Raw genomic sequence first — 19317 nt, 5'->3', positions numbered from 1 at the left:
AGTGCTAGGTACATGAGCCTACTACTTGAAGGAATAACCTCACTAGACAGAGCCCAACATCTATAGTAGAGCCATAAGCTCTACATAGAAACGAAAAAGGACGGCAATTGCCGTCCTTTTTCATATAGCATGGGTTAGGCCTAAGCTACTTGTGCTCCAGTTCCTACAACAGCGTCCTGACTCAAAACTTTTGCACCAGTTACTTCGATGTTGTTTTTTGTAGTCATGAGGGCCTCCTTTCTCGTTTTTTCGTTTTCTGCAGTTATTACTAAGTCAAAATTCAACATCATGGAACTGATGTTAAGTAAACCAATCAAGAAGTAAATAAGCATCTTGTGCTTGGCCGATTTTGAAATTTTTTGTACAGAAGCTGAGTCAGGATTGATGTTAGAAACCTTGTGATGAGCACTTTCACACCCTAAGGTGGGTCAAATATTGAGGAACAAATATACCCCCTTAATAGATTGTAACCAAGGCGAGAATGGCTCTGTGCCCAACTACTGGTAGTACCTCCACTGCCGCCACGCAGTAAAACAAATACCCCGCCGCCTGGAGCAATTCGGGCGGCGTCTTTCGTTCGGGCGGGAGAAGCATAGCCTTTCGGCAGGAGGAGGCAAGAGGTATGCTCCGCTACACGCGCGCCAGCAATAGCCCCAAGAAGCCCCCGGAGCACCGAAACGAATAGAGTTGCCTTACCGGGCCGCCCGGTGGGGAATAACCGAAGGGCGTTTTTTTGTTGGGGCAGTAGCATTACGCCACTTCGCTCCGGGCGTAACGGGATGGGGGCGGCTGGGAGGTAGGCTTCATGCCCTACCCTGGCTGCGGCAGCTGCGCATAGCGTATATAGCGACCATGCAGCAGCAGTTACGGGAGCATCTGGAACAAATAGTGTCGCTGACGGATGAGGAGTTTGCGCTGGTGCAGGCGCAGTTTACCAGCCGGCAGGTGCGCAAACATCAGTTTCTGATTCGGGAGGGGGAGCAGGTGCGGGAGATGTACTTTGTGGTGACCGGCCTGCTGAAGCTGGTGCATACCGACGCGGCGGGCCGTGTCCACGTCGTGTCGTTTGCGCAGGAAGACTGGTGGGAGGGCGACTTCGCGGCTTACTTAGCCCAGACGCCGGCCACGTTGTCGCTGCAATGCCTCGAAGACACGGCCGTGTGGTGCCTGCCGCTGGCAGGCTACGAATACCTCTGCCGCCAGCTACCCCAGATGGCGCGTTTTTTTCTGGTCAAGTTTGCGCGGGGTGGGGTGGCCGCGCAGCAGCGCATCCTGTCGTTGCTGGCCCTGCCGGCCCGCGAGCGGTACGAGTTGCTCCTGCGCCAGTACCCCAGGCTGCCCCAACGGGTTTCCAAGACATTGCTGGCCGCTTACCTGGGCGTATCGCGCGAAACCCTGAGCCGGCTGGCTGAGCCCACCCAAGCTGCCAAAAAAGTGAGCTAAGTCACAGGGAGTGGGGGCCGCCAACCCGGACCTTTGCCTCTACAAACTCACTCGTGCCGCCGCCCGATTGGGCTAGGCACACGTAACGAACTTCCCTAATGGAAAAGCGAGCAATCAATCCGTGGCAGTGGCAAGCGCACAGCGGCTACCAGCAAGCCGTAGAAGTAAGTCAGCCATCCGCCACGCTCTATTGCGCGGGGCAGGCCGCCATCGACGCCCAAGGCACGCCCAGCACCGGCGACATGCGGGCCCAACTGCAGCAAGTACTCAGTAATGTGGAGCAAGTGGTAACGACGGCCGGCTACCAGTGCCGCGACATTGTGCAGCTGCGCGTGTACACGACCGATACGGCCGCGCTGTTTGGTGAGGGCGGAAGCTTTGATGTATTCACCGATTGGGTAGCCCGGCACGGCATCCAGGCAGCGGCTACGATGGTAGAAGTAAATTTCCTGGCCTACGAGGGGCTACAAGTGGAAGTGGAAGCCACGGCCGTGCGCTAGTATTGCTCACACAGTCAGTATTCTGCAGCCGCTACCGCCTCGGCAGCGGCTGTTCTGCGTTTGAGGGGCTTCTCTCCCCCTGCCACACGCAGCAAACCGATACCGCGCCGCCTGGAGAAATCCGGGCGGCGCGGTTCGTTTGGGCGGGAGAGGCACAGCCTCCCGGCGGCGTGCGGTATAAGTTACGCTGCGCTAAACTTGCGTCAGCGGCGCCTGATTGCAAACCCGCGCTGGCAACCAAACTTGCGTACGTTGCAAGCATGATACCCTCCCCCAATTCCGCATCTCCGTCGAAGGCGCGGCTGGCTTTCTACAATGCGGTGCCGTCGGTGCTGTGGTCGGGGCTGGCGCTGGGGCCGCTGGCGGGGTTTTGCTACCTGCACATGGCGCGGCCGTGGCTGTGGGGGCTGCTGGCGCTGAGTTTGCTGGCGTATGCCGTGCCCCGGGCGTGGTTTGGATGGTGGCAGCTCAGCAAGAAACCGGCCTCGTACCAGCATTTGGGCGTACCGCTTATCAACCGCGTGGCCCAGCACGGCAGTCTCGTAAACAAGCTGGTGCGGCGGCGCTACCCGCACTATCGGCACGTGCGCAGCGGCCGGCGGGCCGTGGCGGCTCTCATCGGGCACAGCTACCACATGGAGCGGTTTCACGTGGCGGCGCTGCTGTTTTTTCTGTTCGCCAGTGGCTATGCTGGCGCGCAGGGGGACTGGGGCTGGGCGGCGCTGCTCACGCTGCTGAACGTGGGCTACAACCTGTACCCTATCTGGTTGCAACAGTACCTGCGGCTCCGTCTAACCCCACCGAAAAACCCCGCTGGAACAGCGTAGAGATGCAATACGTTGCGGCTCGTCGCGTGCGAATCGTGCAATGACGAGACGCAAAATATTGCGCCTCTACCCTGTTCAGATAGTACAGCGTCAGCACGCGAGATACCTCGCTCCGCTCTGTATGACGTTCTTTTAGCTTACGCTCTAGTTACCTTAGTCGGGCAGCTCGTTGATGTCGCGCGGCTCGCGGCGGGGCTGGGCGTTCATGCGGTGGCGGTAGGCCGTGGAGGTTTCGTAGGCCTTGATGCGCGCCCGGTTGATGGAGCCCAGCGGCAGGTGCTCGGGCAGGCAATGAAATGGGTTGAACGACAGCACGTCGTCGGCAAATACGCGGCGGGCGGGGCTGAAGGCATCCTGGGCCGGAATGACGATTTTGCCGAGGGGCTGGTAGGGGCTCTGGTCCTGGGGCCAGTCCACGGAGGCGTCCTCCACGGGCATGGTTTTCAGGTCGGTGCACAGCTGGGCCCGCAGCTCGTACTCGGCACCCTGGGTGCGGAAGAAGTCCACCACCACATCGCGCCAGCCGGCGGGCTCCGTGATTTTCACCTGCTCGCCGGCTAGCGCCTGCACGTTGGCCGAGAGCGGGACCACGCTGATTTTCGACACGTAGTCGCCGAAGCGGATGGAGCCGAGCGTGGTGTAGGTTTCGCCCAAAATGTGGTTGTTGGGATGCGGGGGCACCACCAGCGGAATTTCCTTTTTGATGCCCACGGCATCCAGCGCCGAGTTGACCAGCGTGCCAGCCTCGGTTATAAGTTTGGTGACTACCTCCGGCGCGTGCAGAAACACCTTTTCCTGGCGCAGCTGCATGTCGTGGTAACTCTTGATGTCGCCGGTCGGGATGATGGTATCGTTGACCATCAGGAAGTCCTGGGTGATTTCGTCGGCCTGATCGGGCAGGAATTTCTTACCCTCTACCCCAATAATCTTCACGGCCAGTCCCTTCACCGCCGACTGCGTATCGGGGTCTATGGAGCCGGGCGCGGAGGACAGGCGCAGAATCACGGGGTACACCCGGGGCTCCCGGAACATGCCCTGGGCCAGGTGCGCGGGCAGGTTGGGATAGATGTGCAGCTCGCCGCGCAGCACGCCGTGGCTTTTGGCATGGGCGTCACGGATGGCATGGCGGTGCTTCTCGAACATGAAGCGGTTCACCCGCGCCATCGACTCCACGGTTTCGTTGGTGAGCTCCTGCTCGTTGGGCTGGATTTCTTCGACGCCGGAATCGAAGCGGACATACTGGGTTGGAATGGTTGCGGGCATATAGCAGAGAAACAGTCCCTGAAACGATACAGGGGCTTGTTTTCCGATACGACAAGCTTGGTGGCTAGTTATAGCTGAGCTTCCGGGCACCCACCAGTAACAGGACCAAAAACAAAGGGCTACCCCTACGGGCAGCCCTCCAAAGCCGCTACCAGCGGCACGGACGCGGAGTGTCTTTTACGGCCGTTTGCGGCGCGCCGGGGTCGGCTTGGCGGGCCGGCGAGGCTCGGCGGGCGTCACCTCAATGGAGTCGACAGTTACTTCGCCGGTGGGTAGTTTGGGTTGAACCAGAACGCCGTTGGGTTGCACGTCGGTAGCAACGGGCAGCGGCTCGGCTTTGCCCTGCCCCACGCCGCTGGGCAGCGTCACGCCCGGCACCGGGCTGATGCGCTCCGTGGGGTGGTGGCGGGTGGCCCGCACGGGCGGGCGGTTCTGGGCCTGGGCAGCAGAACCGACCAAGCCGGTAAGCAGCAAAACAAGAGCGAGTGGGCGGAGCATAGAGCAGGAAAAAAGGGCGGGAGCAGCCAAACAACGTCCGAACAGTGGATAGTAGATGACGCTTTAGAACCTACGGCGGGCCTGGGGGAATGTTCCTTTCGGGCCCGGACCAGGGCAGCCCAATTCATGCAACAATTAACATTTTCCACCATCTAACCTGGCAGCAGCAGTGGTTCAGGCAGCGGAGGCGTGGAGTGGTCATTCAATAAAGTAGCAGTCAGGAAACAGCGCAAACGTGGGGGTTCCGGCCCCTGATGGTAGGCGGTCAGCTGCTGCTGCACGGCGGCGTCTTCGCGCGTGAAGCGGTGGTACTGCCGCTCATACTCAGCGCAGGAGGCCACATAGAAGTACTCCGTGAGGCGGTTTTCTGTCGTTTGCAGGCCTGCACGTAGGGCACCGTCGCGCAGGCGGCGGCGGGTAAGCCGGGCCGCCGCCCGCCGGAAAGCGGGTTGGTCGGCAGCAGCTACTTCGTATTCCGTCAGCACGGCTATGGGGCCGGTGGCGGTGGTGGGGAGGCCAGGAATGCCTGGGGCCGGGCCGGTGGCGGCGGGCTCCAGATCGAGGCTGGCGGTGGCCACCATCGGGAAGGGCCAGGCCAATACCAGGCTCAGCAGCATCCAAGCAGCGGCGGCCACCAAGGCCGTGACCAGTGTGGTGCGGTCGGCCAGCTCGCCCCACACTATACTGCCTAAGGAAAGTCCGGCCTGAAATACCAGCATGAAAATGCTCACAATGCGCGCCTGCACCCAGCGAGGCACGGCCAGCTGCACGGTGGTGCTGAAGCTCGTCATGGCCGTCAGCCAGGCCACGCCCGAAAGGAACATCACCGGAAACAGCCCGTATTCTGAGGGCATAAACGCCAGCCCCAGGTTGGTGCCCACGAATACGCCGGACCCCAGCAGGGCGCGCCGCCCGTATGGCAGCCGGTGGCCCGCCCGGCCCAGCAGAAACGCCCCCGCAATAGCCCCCGCCCCCAGCCAGGAAAGCAACGCGCCATACGAGCCCGAGCTCAGATGCAGCCGCCGGGCCGTCACCACCGACAGCAGCGCCCACATGGCACTGGCCCCGAAGGCAAAGGCAAACGTGCGCACCAGCACCGCGCAAATTCCCGGCGAATACCGCACGTAGCGCAGGCCCGTACGCACCGCCCCCAGGAAGCTCTCGGCGGAACCGCGCACCACCTCCGGTGGGCGTTGCCATCGGCGCACCACCACCCAGGTCCCCACAAAAGAAATACCGTTGAGCAGAAACACGTAGCCGGGCGAGTAGTGCGCGATAATCAGGCCGCCCAGCGCGGGGCCCACGGCCCGGGCAATGTTGTTGCTCACGCCGTTGAGGGTAATGGCGAAGGGCAGCACCGGCCGGGGCACCAGCTCCGTAGTCACGGTTTGCCAGATGGGCGCATTAATGGCCGAGCCCAGCCCCAGCAGAAACGTAAACCCCAGCACGCTCAGCGCCGATACCTGCCCTGCCAGCGTGAGCCCGCCCAGCACAAAGGCCACCACCCCCATGAACGCCTGCGTGCACAGCAGCAGCCGACGCCGGTCCACCAAATCGCCCAGCGCGCCGGCCGGCAAACTCAGCAGAAAGGCGGGCAGACTGGTAGCCGCCTGCATCAGGGCCACCAGCAGCACGGAAGTGGTGAGGGTAGTAACCAGCCACACGCCGGCCACGTTCTGCATCCAGGTCCCGATGTTGGACACCACCGACGCCAGCCAGACCGCCCGAAAAACTGCGTATAGCAGCGGCGTGCGGAGCGAAGGAGACGGAACTAGAGGAGCGGACATACAACAGCAGCAGTAACGGTGAATAACCACTGGTTCTGCCCGGAGGTTGCAGCTTCCGGCGCAGTTCCTTTCCGCTGCTTTCCTGCTCATGCTGCCACAGCCACTGACAAGCAAAAAGCCGCTTCCCGGTTGGGAAACGGCTTTTTCTCAGTATTGCGTGTTGAGGCTGGCTTTACTTGGCGCTCCGAACGGGGGCACCGGCCTTTACGGTGGGCGTTAGGCCACGGCTGCGCTTTTTCTTCTGGGCCTTCACGCGCAGACGCCACCGCTTATACACACCCAGCTTTTTCATTTTATGGCGGCTGTTGCCCCGGTAGGGCTTATAATTGGGCCGTCCCCGCTTCGCGTTCCGACGGAATAGGGAAGTGCCGGCTGCCATTTCCGTACCGGCCACACTGGCCGTTCCGCTGGCGTAGGCCAGAACCGCCTCCGGCTCCAGCAACATCAAAAAGGCCAAAAACAACAGAAGTAGCGTTTTGAACATAAGAAAGGACTAAGAGGTGGTGAAAGGAATCTGGTGAATAGAAACCATTTGCAGCCATGCTAGGTATCTTACTCAAAGTGAAGGTATAGCAAATGAAACAACTATAAAAATTCATATTTTCATGAATATTTTGCACATCGAATATTATAATTAATTAATTGACTTATACCGTTACTCAAACATGTAGATACTTGTATTTTCCAGCCAATACACAAGTACTTCCTGAATAGATACCGAACGGATTATGAGAACCCCAAAAAATAAAGCCCTTCGCCGTGACTGGCAAAGGGCTACTGAGCTTTCTGCGGAAAGTGGCTGTGCTGAAATGACGCTATACCCTTCGCACCATGCAGGAACCTGCTCTAACTACCTCACACGCGGGAGCATAGCCAGCGCACGGCTTCGCCCTCATCCGTGAACTGGTTGAGGGAGCAATAGTCGCCGTGGGTGTAAGGCAGCGGCGGCAGGCTCTCGTCCTGCACGTCATCGGCCTGATAAGGCGCAATAAGGAAGGCCAAGTACACATGCCCGTCGAAATGCTGACGGAGCATGGGGTAAAAATCGTTCGTGAGCCAGTGTACGTCGCGGGAATCCACCTGCACGCGGCGGCGCGAGTCGATAAGCCAGTGGCGGCAGGTTTCGCAGCTGCCGGCATAGCGCAGCAGTTCCTGATAGCCAGCGCGCAGCTCTTCGGAGGTGGTAGGCCGCGTCCAGCGGGCCGTTACAATGCCCAGATCGGGGCGGTGGGTGAGCTGAAGAAAATCGGCAAGCGTGGTTGAAGTCATGCAAACAGCGCTGAGTGAAAAACCAACGAGAGGAGGTTTCCCGATACGCGGTACCCGGACATTACGTTGGTTACCCTTTCGAAGCCCGCTCAGCTCATCGGCTCTAAACAGGTTGTTTTATAAGCATTTAGATACCAAACAGCTTCGCTATATTCTGCTTTACGGGCGCGCGGGTGGCACAGGCGTTTCCACCGGCCGGATATCGTAGCGGCGGTTGAATTCTGCCACGGCCTCAGAGCCCACGTTGCGCTTGGTCACTACCACCATAACGCCATCGGCAGCACCGGCCCCGAAGATGCGGGTGGCGTCAGGCCCCTTTACTACGTTCACGCTGGCAATAGTGCGGCGGTTGAGTTGGTTAATGGCCTGCTGGGTGGAGGGCTGCCCGTCGAGGAAATACAGGCTGGGGCCGCTGGCTTGAGCCGGCGCGGCCAGGGCATTCTGGGCCTGCGCAGCCGGAGCCGCTATGCCAAGCAGTAAAAGCAGGCTGGTGCCAAAAGCAGTAGAGCGGAAGGAGGTAAGAATACGCATAGGTTCGGGTGGCTCACAAAGTTTGTGCCGCAAGCAAACGAGCATCCCGGAGATTGGTATCAATTTGGGGACCCATTTGCTTGCGGTATTATCCAAATAACAATCTAGTTACTATTTAGTCGTAATTATTATTGCCCCGTTTCTGCCTTTTTCACCGAATTTTTCGGTGGCTTGCTTCGAATCAAGCACCAATACACTCTTCATATTTCCAGCAGGTACAGAGAAGTTGTCAGCAGGCGTTTCCACTCCATTCACGAGCAGAATCTTTCCCTGTAACTCTGTCGTCGAGACTTCCTTACCCGCCGCCAGTGCCTCCGTCACGACCTTCTCGCTTGGATCCTGCTCCCGGAACACGATGTTGTACTTCGCATTGAAAGCCCGCAGTGCATCTGAATTTTCGCCCTTTTTGGTGACAAGCAGCATTATTCCCTTCTCCCCAATCTCGCCGAAATCCTGACGGAAGGCATCCTGATCAAACCCCTGCATGAATTTATGTCCTTTAAGAACGTGCATACTTTGCAGAGCGGCCGGGTCTAGCTGCTGGATTGCGGCCTGGGAGGAAGGCACGCCATCGATAAAGTATAGCGCCTGGTCGGCTGTAGTCCGAGCCTGCTGCTCAATGGATTCTGTGGGTTGAGGCAATTCCGCCTGCTTCGGGGTAGCGCATCCCACAGCTACTGCGCCCAGCAAGGTAAAACCAGCGGCGTAGCGCAGCAGCTGACGCCGGCCGGAAGGAAGGGAATTCATCATACGGATACGGTTTTTGAGGGTGATAAAAGAGAAAGGAGTAACCAGTGCCGGCCCCGCAGCCAGCGTACTAAGCCGCACCAAGCTGTATTGGTATTGTTTCGGAGGCAGCTGGCTTTCGCGCAGCACGGCGGCATCGGCAATGAACTCCTGGTTTTCCTGAGTAGCGCGCAACCACAGCCAGGCCGCCGGGCTGGCCCAGGCCAGCACCCGGTGCAGATGGCCCAGCAGCACATCCACGGTGTGGGCCTGGCGCACGTGCACCTGCTCGTGCAGCAACACCACCGGCAGCTCGGCCGGCGCGTGATGGGCCGGGTTGAGGTAGATGGCGCGCCCAAACGAAAACGGACTCACCTCCCCCATCACCGCCCGAAACCGCACTCCCGCCGCCTCCACGGGCCGGGAAGCCCGGTGCAGCCGCCACAACGATGCGCCCTGCACCAGCAGCCGGAGCAGCAGCACCGCCGCGCCCAGCACGTAGGCCGCCAGTAGCCACAACCCACACTCGGGGCCAGAAGCAGCTGGGACAGCCGTGCCGGTTGCCTCAGGCCAGGCGGGCACTACCTGCATCAGCGGGGCGGCCGGGGCCACGGCGGGCCGCAGCCAGCCCAGATCCAGCACCGGGTAAATGGCCGCCAGGGCCAGCGCCGCCAGCAGGTACCCGCGGTTCAGCTGGTGAAACGTGAGTTGCCGCAGCAACCCGTAGTACACCGCCAGCAATAGCAGCAGGGCCAGCTGCATCTGCAGCAGATAGAGCAGCAGCGCGGGCATCAGGAGCGGGTTTTGCGGTTTTCAATCATGTCGATGATGTCCTGCAGCTCCTCGGGGCTGATTTTCTGCTCCTGGGCGAAGAACGACACCAACTCCTTATAGGAATTGCGGAAGTAGTCGCCGACGAAGGTGCCCAGGAAGCGGCGGCGGTACTCCTCGGCCGTGACGCTGGGCACAAACCGGAAGGTGTTGCCCAGCTTGCGGCTGGTCAGGTAGTTTTTGCGCTCCAGGTTGCGCACCGTGGAAGCTAGCGTGGTGTAGGGCGGGCGCGGCTCGGGCAGTAGTTCCAGCACTTCCTTGATGAAGCCGCCGCCCAACTGCCAAAAGCCCCGCATGGCCTCTTCCTCGGGTTGAGTTAATCGTTCCATTTTCTTATTACGAAATTTTCGTAATTCTACGAATAAATCATACTTATTGGTTATCAACGTAAAATGTTTTTTCAATAGAAAAAGGAAGAGGCCGCCTGCATGATGCAGGCGGCCTCTTCTGGTCTTAATATTCTTATGGCAGTGCGGCTTTGGTTCAGCGGCTGTTGAACGGTGTAGAGACGCGACACTTCGCGTCTCGCCGTTGAACGGCCGGAACCGCACCCGATAAACAACCTCAGCAACGACGAGACGCGAAGTGTCGCGTCTCTACACCGTTCCCGGAATCATCCTTCACCAAACACCCTCAGCACGCGACGACCGGCCCGACGGCTTGCAGCCGCCGGACCGGGACACTCTGTGCTACCAGATGTTGGCGCGCTGGTTCTGGGCGCGGACCATCTTGGCGTCTTCCTTGCAGCCGAAGGCCTCGTAGAACTGGGGCATGTTCATGAGGGGGCCGTTGGTGCGGTACTGGGCCGGGGAGTGCGGGTCGGTGAGGACTTGCTGGCGGATGTACTCGGGGCGGGCGTTGGTGCGCCATACCTGAGCCCAGCCGAGGAAGAAGCGCTGCTCGGGCGTGAAGCCGTCGTAGCGGGGGCGCGGGTTGCTGCCGTATTTCTTCTGCAGCTCTTTCTCGAGGGCCGAGTAGGCCAGGGCTAGGCCGCCGAAGTCGGCTAGGTTTTCGCCCATTGTCAGCTTGCCGTTCACGAACACCGAATCCAGGGGCTGGAAGGCCGAGTACTGGGCGCCCACCATGTCGGCGCGCTTCGTGAATTCGGCCGCGTCTTCCTTGGTCCACCAGTCGCGCAGGTTGCCCTGGGCGTCCGACTGCCGGCCCCGGTCGTCGAAGCCGTGGGTGATTTCATGGCCGATTACCGCGCCCATGCCGCCGTAGTTTACCGCGTCGTCGGCCTTGGGGTCGAAGAACGGCGGCTGCATGATGCCGGCCGGAAACACGATTTCGTTGAGCGAGGAGTTGTAGTAGGCATTCACCGTGGGCGGCGTCATGCCCCACACTTCGCGGTCAATCGGCTTGCCGTAGCGGCTCAGGTTGTCTTTCGACTCCCATTCGCGGGCGGCCAGCACGTTTTTCAGGTACGACTCGCGGCTCATCGAGAGGGCCGAATAGTCCTTCCATTTATCGGGGTAGCCGATTTTTACGGTGAAGGCGTTAAGCTTCTTGAGAGCTTCCTCCTTGGTGGCGGCGCTCATCCACTCCAGGCCGCGGATATGCTCGCCCATGGCTTCCTTGATGTTGGCCACCATCTGCTGGGCCTTCACCTTGGTTTCGGGCGCGAAAGCCTTGTCTACGTACAGCTGACCGAACGCCTCGCCCAGCGCGCCGTCGGTAGCGCGGAGCATGCGCTTCCAGCGGGGCTGCTGCTGCTTGGCTCCACTCAGCACCTGCTGAAACCGGAACGACTCATCGCCAAACGACTGCGGCAGGGCCGACATCAGCGACGAGGTGAGGTGCCAGCGCAGGTAGGTTTTCCAGTCGCCGAGGGGCTCCTGCTTGAGGGCGGTGCTGGCTTCCTGCAGGAACTCGGGCTGGCCCACAATTACCTCTTTGGCCGAGCTGAGGCCCAGGGCAGGCAGCATCACGGGCAGACCCAGGTTGGGGTATTTCTGGGCGGCTTCGGCCACCGTCATCTTGTTGTAGTTGGCGTAGGGGTCGCGCAGGGCTACGCGGTCCTTGCTGGCTTTGGCGAGCCGGGTTTCGAGGCGCAGCACCGTAGCGGCACTTTTGGCGGCTATGGCCGGACTTTCGCCCAGCATCTTGAACGTGTTGGTGAGGTAGGTGTTGTAGGCCGTGCGGATGGCTTTCGAGCGGGCGTCGTCCTTGAGGTAGTAGTCCCGGTCGGGCAGGCTCAGGCCGCCCTGGCTGAGGTAGAGGGCGTACTCGTCGCTCTTTTTGCGGTCCTGGTTCACGCCCAGCCCGAACACCGAGCGGGTTTGCAGGCGCTGGGCCCGCACCAACTCGGTCTGCAGCCCGCGCAGGTCCTTCACCGCATTGATGCGGTTCAACTCCGGCTGCAGGTACTTCAGGCCGGCTTTGTCGATGGCCACCGAGTCCATGGCCGTGGCGTAGTAGTCACCTACCTTCTGGAGGTTGGTGCCTTTGGCGGCGGTTTTGTTGGCGGCCGAGGTTTCCAGAATCTGGCGCATCACGGCCTCGTTCTGGTTGATGAGCCCGTTCCAGGAGCTCCAGCGCGACTCAGCGGCCGGAATCGGGTTGTTCTTCAGCCAGGTACCCGAGGCGTACTGAAAGAAGTCGTCGCAGGGGTTTACCGACTTGTCAATGTTGGCCGGATCAATCCCGACGCCGGGCAGCACGGGACCGAGCTGGGCGGTAGCCGAAGCATCGGTCGTGGCGGGCGTAGCAGCGGGCGGCGTGGTGGCGGTGGTAGCGGGCGTGCTGGCCGCGCAGCCGGCCAGGGCCAGGCCGGCCGCCGTGCCCAGCGTGAGCAGGAAGGTGCGTTGTGAGGTCATTGGTGGAAGATTGGAGGTTGTGGAAGAAGTTGAAGACGTTGAAAGTCAGTACTAGACTAGAGCTAGTTCCCCTCCTTGGAAAGGAGGGGCTAGGGGTGGTTGATGGCCGATAGAACGGGGGTAGAACTAGCTCTAGATGATGTTCAACGGGTATCAACCACCCCTAGCCCCTCTTTTCCAAGGAGGGGAACTAGTTTTTAGCTTTGGCTACCAGATAACTGCCCGTTCGGCATCGGGGCGCACCATTTTCTGGCCGGGCGTGCAGCCGAATGCTTGGTAGAACTCGGGCATGTTCATGAGGGGGCCGATGGTGCGGTACTGGCCGGGCGAGTGGGGGTCGGTGAGGATTTGCTGGCGCAGGGCTTCGGGGCGGATGTTCTGGCGGCGCAGCTGGGCCCAGCTCAGGAAGAAGCGCTGCTCGGGCGTGAAGCCGTCGATGAGCGGACGGTTGCCTTTGCCGTACTGTTTATCGAGCTGCTTCTGCAGGGCGGCGTACACGATGGTGAGGCCGGCGAAATCGGCTAGGTTCTCGCCCATGGTGAGTTTGCCGTTCACGTACACTGAATCCAGGGGCGAGAAGGCCGAGTACTGGGTGCCTACCACGGCGGCGCGCTTCGTGAATTCGGCCGCGTCGGCGGGCGTCCACCAGTCGCGCAGGTTGCCTTCCGAGTCGTACTGCCGGCCGGAGTCGTCGAAGCCGTGGGTCATTTCGTGGCCCATCACCCCGCCGATGGCGCCGTAGTTTACCGCATCGTCGGCTTCGGGGTCGAAGAACGGGGGCTGCAGGTAGCCGGCCGGAAACACGATTTCGTTCATCGGCGGGCTGTAGTAGGCGTTGATGGTGGGCGGCGTCATGCTCCACTCGGTGCGGTCAATGGGCCCGCCGAACTTCTTCATGTTCTGCTGGTAGCCCCACTGGCGGGCCGCCAGCACGTTTTTCAGGTATGACTCGCGCGAAATGTTGAGCGCCGAATAGTCCTTCCACTTGTCGGGGTAGCCGATTTTCACGCGCAGGGCGCTGAGCTTCTTGAGGGCTTCCTGTTTGGTGGCGGCGCTCATCCAGGTGTTGGTCTGAATGTGCTCGGCCATCGACTCGCGGATGTTGGCCAGCATATCGAGGGCCTTCTGCTTGGCGGCGGGCGAAAACGCCTGATCCACATACAGCTGCCCGAAGGCCTCGCCCAGGGTGCCGTCGGTGGCGGCCAGCATGCGTTTCCAGCGGGTGGGCTGCTGTTTGGCCCCGCTCTGCACCTGCGCAAACCGGAAGGCCTCGTCACTGAACGCCTGAGGCAAAGCCGCTGGCACCGACGATACCAACTGCCAGCTCAGGTAGGTTTTGAGGTCCTGCAGCGGCTCCTCTTTCAGCACCGCGCTGACTTCCCGGAAGAACTCGGGCTGGCCCACAATCACCTCCTGGGCCGCGCCCAGGCCGTTGCGCTTGAGCAAAGCCGAGGGCTGCAAGTTCGGGAACTGCTTGTCGGCCTCGGCCACCGTCATCTTGTTGTAGCTGGCGTACGGGTCGCGCAGCGAAACCCGGTCTTTGCTGGCGCGGGCCAGGCGGGTTTCCACGCGCACTACCGTGGCGGCCTTGGCAGCGGCCGTAGCTTCCGCGTCGCCGAGCAGCTTGAAGGTGTTGGTGAGGTAGGTGATGTAGGCCGTGCGCACGGTTTTGGAGCGGGCGTCGTCCTTGAGGTAGTAGTCCCGATCGGGCATACCCAGGCCGCCCTGGCTCATGTTCACGGCGTACACCGAGCTGTTTTTGCGGTCGGGCGCAACGCCGGCCCGGAAGAACGCGCCGGTTCCCAGCGTCTGCTGGCGGGCAATTTCCGAGAGTAGGCCGGGCCGATCCTTCACGGCGGCAATGCGGGCCAGCTCGGGCTTGAGGTAAGTCAGGCCGGCTTTTTCCAGACCCACCGAGTCCATGCCGGCGGCGTAGTAGTCGCCTACTTTCTGGCGGTTCGAGCCGGGCGCGGCGGCGCGGTCGGCGGCGGCATCTTCTAGGATGCGGCGCAGCGTGGCCTGGGTCCGGTCATTCAGCTCGTTGCGCGGGGCCCAGCTGCTGGCGTAGGCCGGAATGGGGTTATTTTTCAGCCAGTTGCCACCCGAAAACCGGAAGAAATCTTCGCAGGGCGACACCGAGCGGTCTACATCCTGGGGGTTGATGCTGCGGCCGCCGGTGCTAGAGGCCACCGCCGGAGCCGGTGTACTTGTGGTTGTGGTGGCGGCGGGCTGGGTGGTAGCGCAGCCGGCCAGGGCTAGCAGCAGGGCCGCCGCGCCGGCCCGGTTAGGAGCAGAAAGGTGTTTCATGCAGCGAAATCAGAGTAGGCTTCGCCTAAGGTCGCGGCGCGGCGGGAAAGGTTGCGCCCGGCCCGGCGGCCGGCCGCAAGCAAAACGGCCGGCAACCCATTGGGCTGCCGGCCGTTGCATCCGCCTGAAACGCGGTTTCAGGATCTTCTTACGACTGATTTTGTTCGGCCTGCAACCAAACAATGGCCTGACCTTCGTCGGTGAACTGGGCCGACATGGGGTGGCCGGTAACGGGGTGGAATAAGCTCGGGAAAGGGGGCGAATCGGTGGACGCGCGAAGCTGACCGGGGGCCAGCAGGAAGGCAATTCGGATTTCTCCGTGCAGCTTTTCCAGGGCCATGCCGGGCACCTGGGAGTTTACCCAGGCAGTAATTTCCATCACCGTCCGGAAGCGGCGGCGGGCATCCAGGAGCCAGAAACGGCAGTTATCAACCTCGGCCGCCGCCCGAAACAGCTGCATGTAATTCTCTTTCACTTGCTCCGCCCGGGTTATTTCCACCATCCACCGCCCCACCAGTATGTGCAGGTCGGGGCGGTAGACGATGGGGAAATCGGGAGTAGAATAATCGGCCATGTTCAGAAAACCAGGCGTAGCGGCTGGTTCTGAGCACATACGTAATCCAGCTGGGCAGTTGTTACCTGCACCGGAGTTTTAGTGGCGCGGCTTGGCCCGCTCGTACTGGGGCGGCCAGGCCACCTCGGCCCCCAGATCGTGGGCGGCGTGCAGGGGGAAGTAGGCATCCCGCAACGACTCCCGAGCCAGCAGCACCACATCGGCCTGGCCGCTGGTGAGGATTTCCTCGGCCTGCTGGGCCTCGGTAATCAGGCCCACGGCCCCGGTGGGCAGGCCGGTTTCGCGGCGCACCTGCTCAGCAAACGGCACTTGGTAGCCGGGGCCCACGGGAATATCGGCCTTGGGCACATTGCCGCCGGTGGAGCAGTCGAGCAACTCCACGCCGTTGGCTTTCAGGATGGCTGCCAGACGCACGGTGTCCTCGGCCGTCCAGCCGCCCTCGGTCCAGTCGGTGGCCGAAACGCGCACCCACAGGGGTAGGTGGTCGGGCATTTCGGCGCGGGTGGCGGCCACTACTTCCAGCAGCAGGCGGCTGCGGTTCTCGAAGGAGCCGCCGTAGGCATCGGTGCGCTGGTTGCTGAGCGGCGAAAGGAACTGGTGCAGCAGGTAGCCGTGGGCCGCGTGAATTTCCAGCACCTCAAACCCGGCGGCTATGGAACGGCGGGCTCCAACGCGGAACGCCTCAACCACGGCCTGAATACCGGCGGCATCCAGGGCTTCGGGGGCGGTTTCCTCGGGGCTGAAGGCCAGGGCCGACGGCGCTACGGTGTTCCAGCCACCTTCCTCGGGGCCAAGTTGCTGGCCGCCTTTCCAGGGGCTGGCGTGGCTGGCTTTGCGGCCGGCGTGGGCCAGCTGGATGCCGGCCACGCAGCCCTGACTTTTCAGGAATTCCACGATGCGGCGCAGGTTGGTGACGTGGTCGTCGTGCCAGATGCCCAGGTCATCGGGGGTGATGCGGCCTTCGGGCACCACGGCCGTGGCTTCCAGCAGAATCAGGCTGGCCCCGCCCACGGCCCGGGAGCCGAGGTGCACCAGGTGCCAGTCGTTGCTGAACCCATCCTGGGCGCTGTACTGACACATGGGCGAGATAACGAGGCGGTTTTTAAGCGTAAGGCCGCGCTGCACGAGCGGCGTGAAAAGTTGACTCATCTTATGAAGTTGTGAGTTGCCAGTTGCGAGTTGTCGGTTGCCAGTGTACGACAACCTCTCGTCGTACGTGGCAGTATTCAGATTGGAAGGGTTCATAACAAAAACGACGGCGAATGTTTTACTGTACCCTATTCCCAACCACCGCCACTAGTCGTTTCCAGCAACTGACAACGAACAACCGGCAACCGACAACTGACCACATGCGCACCATCAAAGCCCAGCACCGCGCCCAGAGCGCACCTATTGCCGACCTCGTGACGTACCGGGCGCTGCCTACCAACGCCGTGCAGCACCTGGATCCGTTTCTGTTTCTGAACCACCACGGCCCGCAGGTGTACCGCCCCCACAACCGGGGCCTGCCCTTCGGCCCCCACCCCCACCGCGGCTTTGAAACCGTGACGTTTATTCTGGAAGGCGATATTATGCACCAGGATACGGGCGGGCACCAGAGCATCATCGGGCCGGGCGGCATTCAGTGGATGACGGCCGGCCGGGGCCTGATTCACGCCGAAGTGTCCTCCCCCGAGTTCAAGCGCACCGGCGGTCCGCTCGAAATCCTGCAGCTGTGGGTGAACCTACCGGCCAAGGACAAAATGGTGGAGCCCCGCTACATTGGGCTGCAGGAGCCCGAAATTCCGCACGTAGCGCTGGACGAGGGCCGGGTGACCGTGCACGCCGTTTCGGGCGAGTGGGCCGGCACCGCCGGGGCCGTTACCCCGCTGGCCGACATCCAGCTGGCTACCATCGATTTCCGGCAAGGCGGCCAGCTGCACCTGCCCATTCCGGCCGAGCGGACCGTGTTCTTCTACGTTATCCGGGGCCGGCTGCGCGTGAATGGCCAGGAAACCGAAGCCCGCCGGCTAGTGGAGTTCAATTACGACGGCGACGAGTTGCAAGTGGAAGCCCTGGACGATGCCGTGCTGCTGCTGGGTCACGCCCTCCCCTTCCAAGAGCCCATTCTGGCCCATGGCCCCTTCGTGATGAATACCGAGCAGGAAATCCGGGAAGCCTACCAGGATTATCAAGCCGGCAAGTTCGGCACCTGGGAGGAATAAGTCCGGCCGGGCTGTCGGCAGAAAAATAGCCAGCCCGGTAAAGCAAAACGTCCGCTCAATCGTCAGCCCGAAAGTGGAACCCCACGTTCCGCTTTCGGCAGAATGACAGCACAATACACGGCGTTGTGGAAGGTTTACAGCAGAAAGATTGCACACAACCATTTTGCGCCGTACATTTGTAACCGAATCTGTTACGTATTCCCTGATGAACACTCGTTTCGCCGTTGCGACGCACATCCTGGCCTATCTGGCGCACGCCGAGGGCCAGCCGGTGTCGTCGGAAGTGTTGGCCAGCAGTGCGGGCACCCACCCGGTGGTGGTGCGCCGGCTGGTGAGCACGCTACGCGAAGCCGGCCTAGTGCAAAGCCAGCGAGGGGCGGGCGGCGGTACGCTACTGGCCCGCCCGGCCACCGATATTTCTTTGCTCGACGTGTTTCAGGCCATGCAGGAAACCGAGCCCGACCTGTTTCAGATCAGCAGCACCAACCCCAACTCCCACTGTGACCTGGGCCGCGTGATGCAGGAAACGCTTGAGGGCCTGTTCGGGCCGGCCATTGCGGCCATGCGGGCGGCATTGGCGGCTGTTTCGGTGGCGCACGTCACGCAGGAGCTGGCTCAGCGCCTGCCCAAAGGCTGCCCCGGCAACACCGGCTGACGGCTTTTTATTTCCTCAAAAATGTAACCACATCGGTTACCATCTGTCTTTCATTCACTTCCGCGCGCCGCCCCTCCGGCCCGGATATTTTCGCCGCTGCCTTGCCCCAGAAGGGTAGCGGGCCCGGCCGGTTACCCCGGCTTCCATCCCATGAAAAAATTAGTTGGCGTAGGGCTTGTCCTTTTCGTCGCGGCAAGCAGCTCGGTGCTGCCCCTCTGGCTGACGCCCACCGACACCCTGGCCGATGACTTGCCGGTACCCACCGCGCAGTTTCTGGCCGTAGCGCACGGCCAGCCCGCCTCCGCCCCGGCGGCCGGCCAGCCGGTGCCGGCCCGGCAAACGGGCAAGGTGTACGAAGTGTATTTCCATGAAGGTCAGCATGTGCGTCAGGGTCAGGTGCTGCTGAAAGTAGTAGAGCGGCTGCCCAGCGTACCGCAGCAGCAGTTGCAGCTACGCTTGCTGCGTCAGCAACAGGCGTATCAGGCGCTGGCGCAGCAAGTGCCGGCCGCTACCGCCACCGAGTTGGCTGCCGCCAACCAGCAGCTTACCGCTACTCGCCAACTGCTGGCGCGGCAGGTGCCCATGCTCAGCTTCGTGTTCGTGACGGCTCCCACCGATGGCGTTATCACAGGCCGAATGGCCGCGCCCGGTGACCGGCTCACTCCCCAGACGCCCGTGGCCACCCTCTCCACCGAACTGCCCGCCGATACCACACTGCTACTTACCAGCGTTAGGTAGCCCCGCCGGGTTTCCTGACTTGCTTTTTCTCTCGTTTTTTGTTGCCGTACTGTTTTTGATATGGAACAGCTCATTCACTTCCAGGTAGAGCGCATGCTCCGCCGCAAGCGCCGCAATCCGGCCCTCACGCTTACCCCATCTTCCCGCCTGCAGGAAGATATCGGCTTCGATTCCATTGACTTAGTGGAGCTGGCTATTAACTTGGAGCACCGCTTTCACATCGAAATTACCGATGCGGAAATGGAGCGCATGCGCACCGTGCAGGATGTACTCGACTGCGTGGACCATCACCTCAGCGAACTGCTCGTTAAGTAGCTGGCTGCCCTCGTGTAAAAAGCCCCGGCC

General features: G+C 61.5%; 19 protein-coding genes. 7 read left to right on the top strand and 12 right to left on the bottom strand.

Annotated elements, in window-relative coordinates; genetic code table 11:
• Positions 1-852: 852 nt before the first annotated feature.
• From HSW_RS01790 to HSW_RS01780, 3 genes are all read left to right on the top strand, one after another.
• Positions 853-1443 carry a Crp/Fnr family transcriptional regulator gene (locus tag HSW_RS01790; RefSeq protein ID WP_044000586.1) on the top strand — a complete coding sequence of 197 codons (591 nt, stop codon included), beginning with the start codon at positions 853-855 and terminating at the stop codon, positions 1441-1443.
• A gap of 98 nt (positions 1444-1541) precedes the next feature.
• Positions 1542-1943, top strand: coding sequence for a RidA family protein (locus HSW_RS01785; RefSeq protein ID WP_044000585.1), 402 nt, complete (start codon positions 1542-1544; stop codon positions 1941-1943).
• A gap of 260 nt (positions 1944-2203) precedes the next feature.
• Complete coding sequence (locus HSW_RS01780; RefSeq protein WP_044000584.1) at positions 2204-2770, top strand: glycosyl-4,4'-diaponeurosporenoate acyltransferase CrtO family protein; 567 nt, start codon at positions 2204-2206, stop codon at positions 2768-2770.
• A gap of 153 nt (positions 2771-2923) precedes the next feature.
• Here HSW_RS01780 and HSW_RS01775 read toward each other — a convergent pair whose 3' ends face one another.
• The 12 genes from HSW_RS01775 to HSW_RS01720 form a co-directional block, all read right to left on the bottom strand.
• A complete protein-coding gene (locus HSW_RS01775; RefSeq protein WP_052346007.1) occupies positions 2924-4033 on the bottom strand; it encodes a catalase family protein in 1110 nt (369 codons plus the stop codon).
• A 177-nt stretch (positions 4034-4210) separates the two neighbouring features.
• The gene (locus HSW_RS01770) at positions 4211-4531 is read right to left on the bottom strand and encodes a hypothetical protein (RefSeq protein WP_155832780.1); all 321 of its coding nucleotides are present in this window, start codon (positions 4529-4531) and stop codon (positions 4211-4213) included.
• 152 nt (positions 4532-4683) lie between these two features.
• Positions 4684-6318 (bottom strand): MFS transporter, encoded by a 1635-nt coding sequence (locus HSW_RS01765; protein ID WP_071883047.1) that lies wholly within the window; start codon positions 6316-6318, stop codon positions 4684-4686.
• A 172-nt stretch (positions 6319-6490) separates the two neighbouring features.
• Positions 6491-6775: a hypothetical protein gene (locus tag HSW_RS01760; protein ID WP_197031926.1), complete on the bottom strand. Its 285-nt coding sequence runs from the start codon at positions 6773-6775 to the stop codon at positions 6491-6493.
• Between the two features lie 398 nt (positions 6776-7173).
• Positions 7174-7587, bottom strand: a complete 414-nt coding sequence (locus tag HSW_RS01755; RefSeq protein WP_044000581.1) for a hypothetical protein — start codon at positions 7585-7587, stop codon at positions 7174-7176.
• A gap of 159 nt (positions 7588-7746) precedes the next feature.
• Positions 7747-8118 (bottom strand): TonB-dependent receptor plug domain-containing protein, encoded by a 372-nt coding sequence (locus HSW_RS01750; RefSeq protein WP_044000580.1) that lies wholly within the window; start codon positions 8116-8118, stop codon positions 7747-7749.
• A gap of 111 nt (positions 8119-8229) precedes the next feature.
• A complete protein-coding gene (locus tag HSW_RS01745; protein WP_044000579.1) occupies positions 8230-9636 on the bottom strand; it encodes a M56 family metallopeptidase in 1407 nt (468 codons plus the stop codon).
• Positions 9636-10004: a BlaI/MecI/CopY family transcriptional regulator gene (locus HSW_RS01740; protein WP_044000578.1), complete on the bottom strand. Its 369-nt coding sequence runs from the start codon at positions 10002-10004 to the stop codon at positions 9636-9638. The genes HSW_RS01745 and HSW_RS01740 overlap by 1 nt, the downstream gene beginning before the upstream one ends.
• Before the next feature lie 360 nt (positions 10005-10364).
• On the bottom strand, positions 10365-12494 hold the full coding sequence (locus HSW_RS01735; RefSeq protein WP_044000577.1) for a M13 family metallopeptidase: 2130 nt from the start codon (positions 12492-12494) through the stop codon (positions 10365-10367).
• A 207-nt stretch (positions 12495-12701) separates the two neighbouring features.
• Complete coding sequence (locus HSW_RS01730; RefSeq protein WP_044000576.1) at positions 12702-14801, bottom strand: M13 family metallopeptidase; 2100 nt, start codon at positions 14799-14801, stop codon at positions 12702-12704.
• Between the two features lie 148 nt (positions 14802-14949).
• Positions 14950-15414: a hypothetical protein gene (locus HSW_RS01725; protein ID WP_155832778.1), complete on the bottom strand. Its 465-nt coding sequence runs from the start codon at positions 15412-15414 to the stop codon at positions 14950-14952.
• 39 nt (positions 15415-15453) lie between these two features.
• Entirely contained in the window at positions 15454-16524 is a 1071-nt protein-coding gene (locus HSW_RS01720) for an NADH:flavin oxidoreductase/NADH oxidase (protein ID WP_044000574.1), read from the bottom strand.
• Positions 16525-16724: 200 nt separating this feature from the next.
• On the opposite strand from HSW_RS01720, the gene HSW_RS01715 reads away from it, so the two are divergent.
• The 4 genes from HSW_RS01715 to HSW_RS01700 all read left to right on the top strand — a co-directional run bounded on the left by HSW_RS01715 (position 16725) and on the right by HSW_RS01700 (position 19287).
• Complete coding sequence (locus HSW_RS01715; RefSeq protein ID WP_044000573.1) at positions 16725-17579, top strand: pirin family protein; 855 nt, start codon at positions 16725-16727, stop codon at positions 17577-17579.
• A 205-nt stretch (positions 17580-17784) separates the two neighbouring features.
• Positions 17785-18234, top strand: coding sequence for an Rrf2 family transcriptional regulator (locus HSW_RS01710; RefSeq protein ID WP_044000572.1), 450 nt, complete (start codon positions 17785-17787; stop codon positions 18232-18234).
• 150 nt (positions 18235-18384) lie between these two features.
• Positions 18385-18972: an efflux RND transporter periplasmic adaptor subunit gene (locus HSW_RS01705; RefSeq protein ID WP_081768215.1), complete on the top strand. Its 588-nt coding sequence runs from the start codon at positions 18385-18387 to the stop codon at positions 18970-18972.
• Positions 18973-19032: 60 nt separating this feature from the next.
• Positions 19033-19287: a phosphopantetheine-binding protein gene (locus HSW_RS01700; RefSeq protein WP_044000570.1), complete on the top strand. Its 255-nt coding sequence runs from the start codon at positions 19033-19035 to the stop codon at positions 19285-19287.
• Positions 19288-19317 lie beyond the last annotated feature (30 nt).

The sequence above is a fragment of the Hymenobacter swuensis DY53 genome, assembly GCF_000576555.1.
GTDB lineage: Bacteria > Bacteroidota > Bacteroidia > Cytophagales > Hymenobacteraceae > Hymenobacter > Hymenobacter swuensis.
Note: the sequence above shows the minus strand (reverse complement) of the source record. Positions and strands in the feature narration are given on the sequence as shown.

Excerpts from the sequence above, each read along its gene's own strand:
- HSW_RS01790 (WP_044000586.1), top strand. The coding sequence starts at position 853 with ATGCAGCAGCAGTTACGGGAGCATCTGGAACAAATAGTGTCGCTGACG.
- HSW_RS01785 (WP_044000585.1), top strand. The coding sequence starts at position 1,542 with ATGGAAAAGCGAGCAATCAATCCGTGGCAGTGGCAAGCGCACAGCGGC.
- HSW_RS01780 (WP_044000584.1), top strand. The coding sequence starts at position 2,204 with ATGATACCCTCCCCCAATTCCGCATCTCCGTCGAAGGCGCGGCTGGCT.
- HSW_RS01775 (WP_052346007.1), bottom strand. The coding sequence starts at position 4,033 with ATGCCCGCAACCATTCCAACCCAGTATGTCCGCTTCGATTCCGGCGTC.
- HSW_RS01770 (WP_155832780.1), bottom strand. The coding sequence starts at position 4,531 with ATGCTCCGCCCACTCGCTCTTGTTTTGCTGCTTACCGGCTTGGTCGGT.
- HSW_RS01765 (WP_071883047.1), bottom strand. The coding sequence starts at position 6,318 with ATGTCCGCTCCTCTAGTTCCGTCTCCTTCGCTCCGCACGCCGCTGCTA.
- HSW_RS01755 (WP_044000581.1), bottom strand. The coding sequence starts at position 7,587 with ATGACTTCAACCACGCTTGCCGATTTTCTTCAGCTCACCCACCGCCCC.
- HSW_RS01750 (WP_044000580.1), bottom strand. The coding sequence starts at position 8,118 with ATGCGTATTCTTACCTCCTTCCGCTCTACTGCTTTTGGCACCAGCCTG.
- HSW_RS01745 (WP_044000579.1), bottom strand. The coding sequence starts at position 9,636 with ATGCCCGCGCTGCTGCTCTATCTGCTGCAGATGCAGCTGGCCCTGCTG.
- HSW_RS01740 (WP_044000578.1), bottom strand. The coding sequence starts at position 10,004 with ATGGAACGATTAACTCAACCCGAGGAAGAGGCCATGCGGGGCTTTTGG.
- HSW_RS01735 (WP_044000577.1), bottom strand. The coding sequence starts at position 12,494 with ATGACCTCACAACGCACCTTCCTGCTCACGCTGGGCACGGCGGCCGGC.
- HSW_RS01730 (WP_044000576.1), bottom strand. The coding sequence starts at position 14,801 with ATGAAACACCTTTCTGCTCCTAACCGGGCCGGCGCGGCGGCCCTGCTG.
- HSW_RS01725 (WP_155832778.1), bottom strand. The coding sequence starts at position 15,414 with ATGTGCTCAGAACCAGCCGCTACGCCTGGTTTTCTGAACATGGCCGAT.
- HSW_RS01720 (WP_044000574.1), bottom strand. The coding sequence starts at position 16,524 with ATGAGTCAACTTTTCACGCCGCTCGTGCAGCGCGGCCTTACGCTTAAA.
- HSW_RS01715 (WP_044000573.1), top strand. The coding sequence starts at position 16,725 with ATGCGCACCATCAAAGCCCAGCACCGCGCCCAGAGCGCACCTATTGCC.
- HSW_RS01710 (WP_044000572.1), top strand. The coding sequence starts at position 17,785 with ATGAACACTCGTTTCGCCGTTGCGACGCACATCCTGGCCTATCTGGCG.
- HSW_RS01705 (WP_081768215.1), top strand. The coding sequence starts at position 18,385 with ATGAAAAAATTAGTTGGCGTAGGGCTTGTCCTTTTCGTCGCGGCAAGC.
- HSW_RS01700 (WP_044000570.1), top strand. The coding sequence starts at position 19,033 with ATGGAACAGCTCATTCACTTCCAGGTAGAGCGCATGCTCCGCCGCAAG.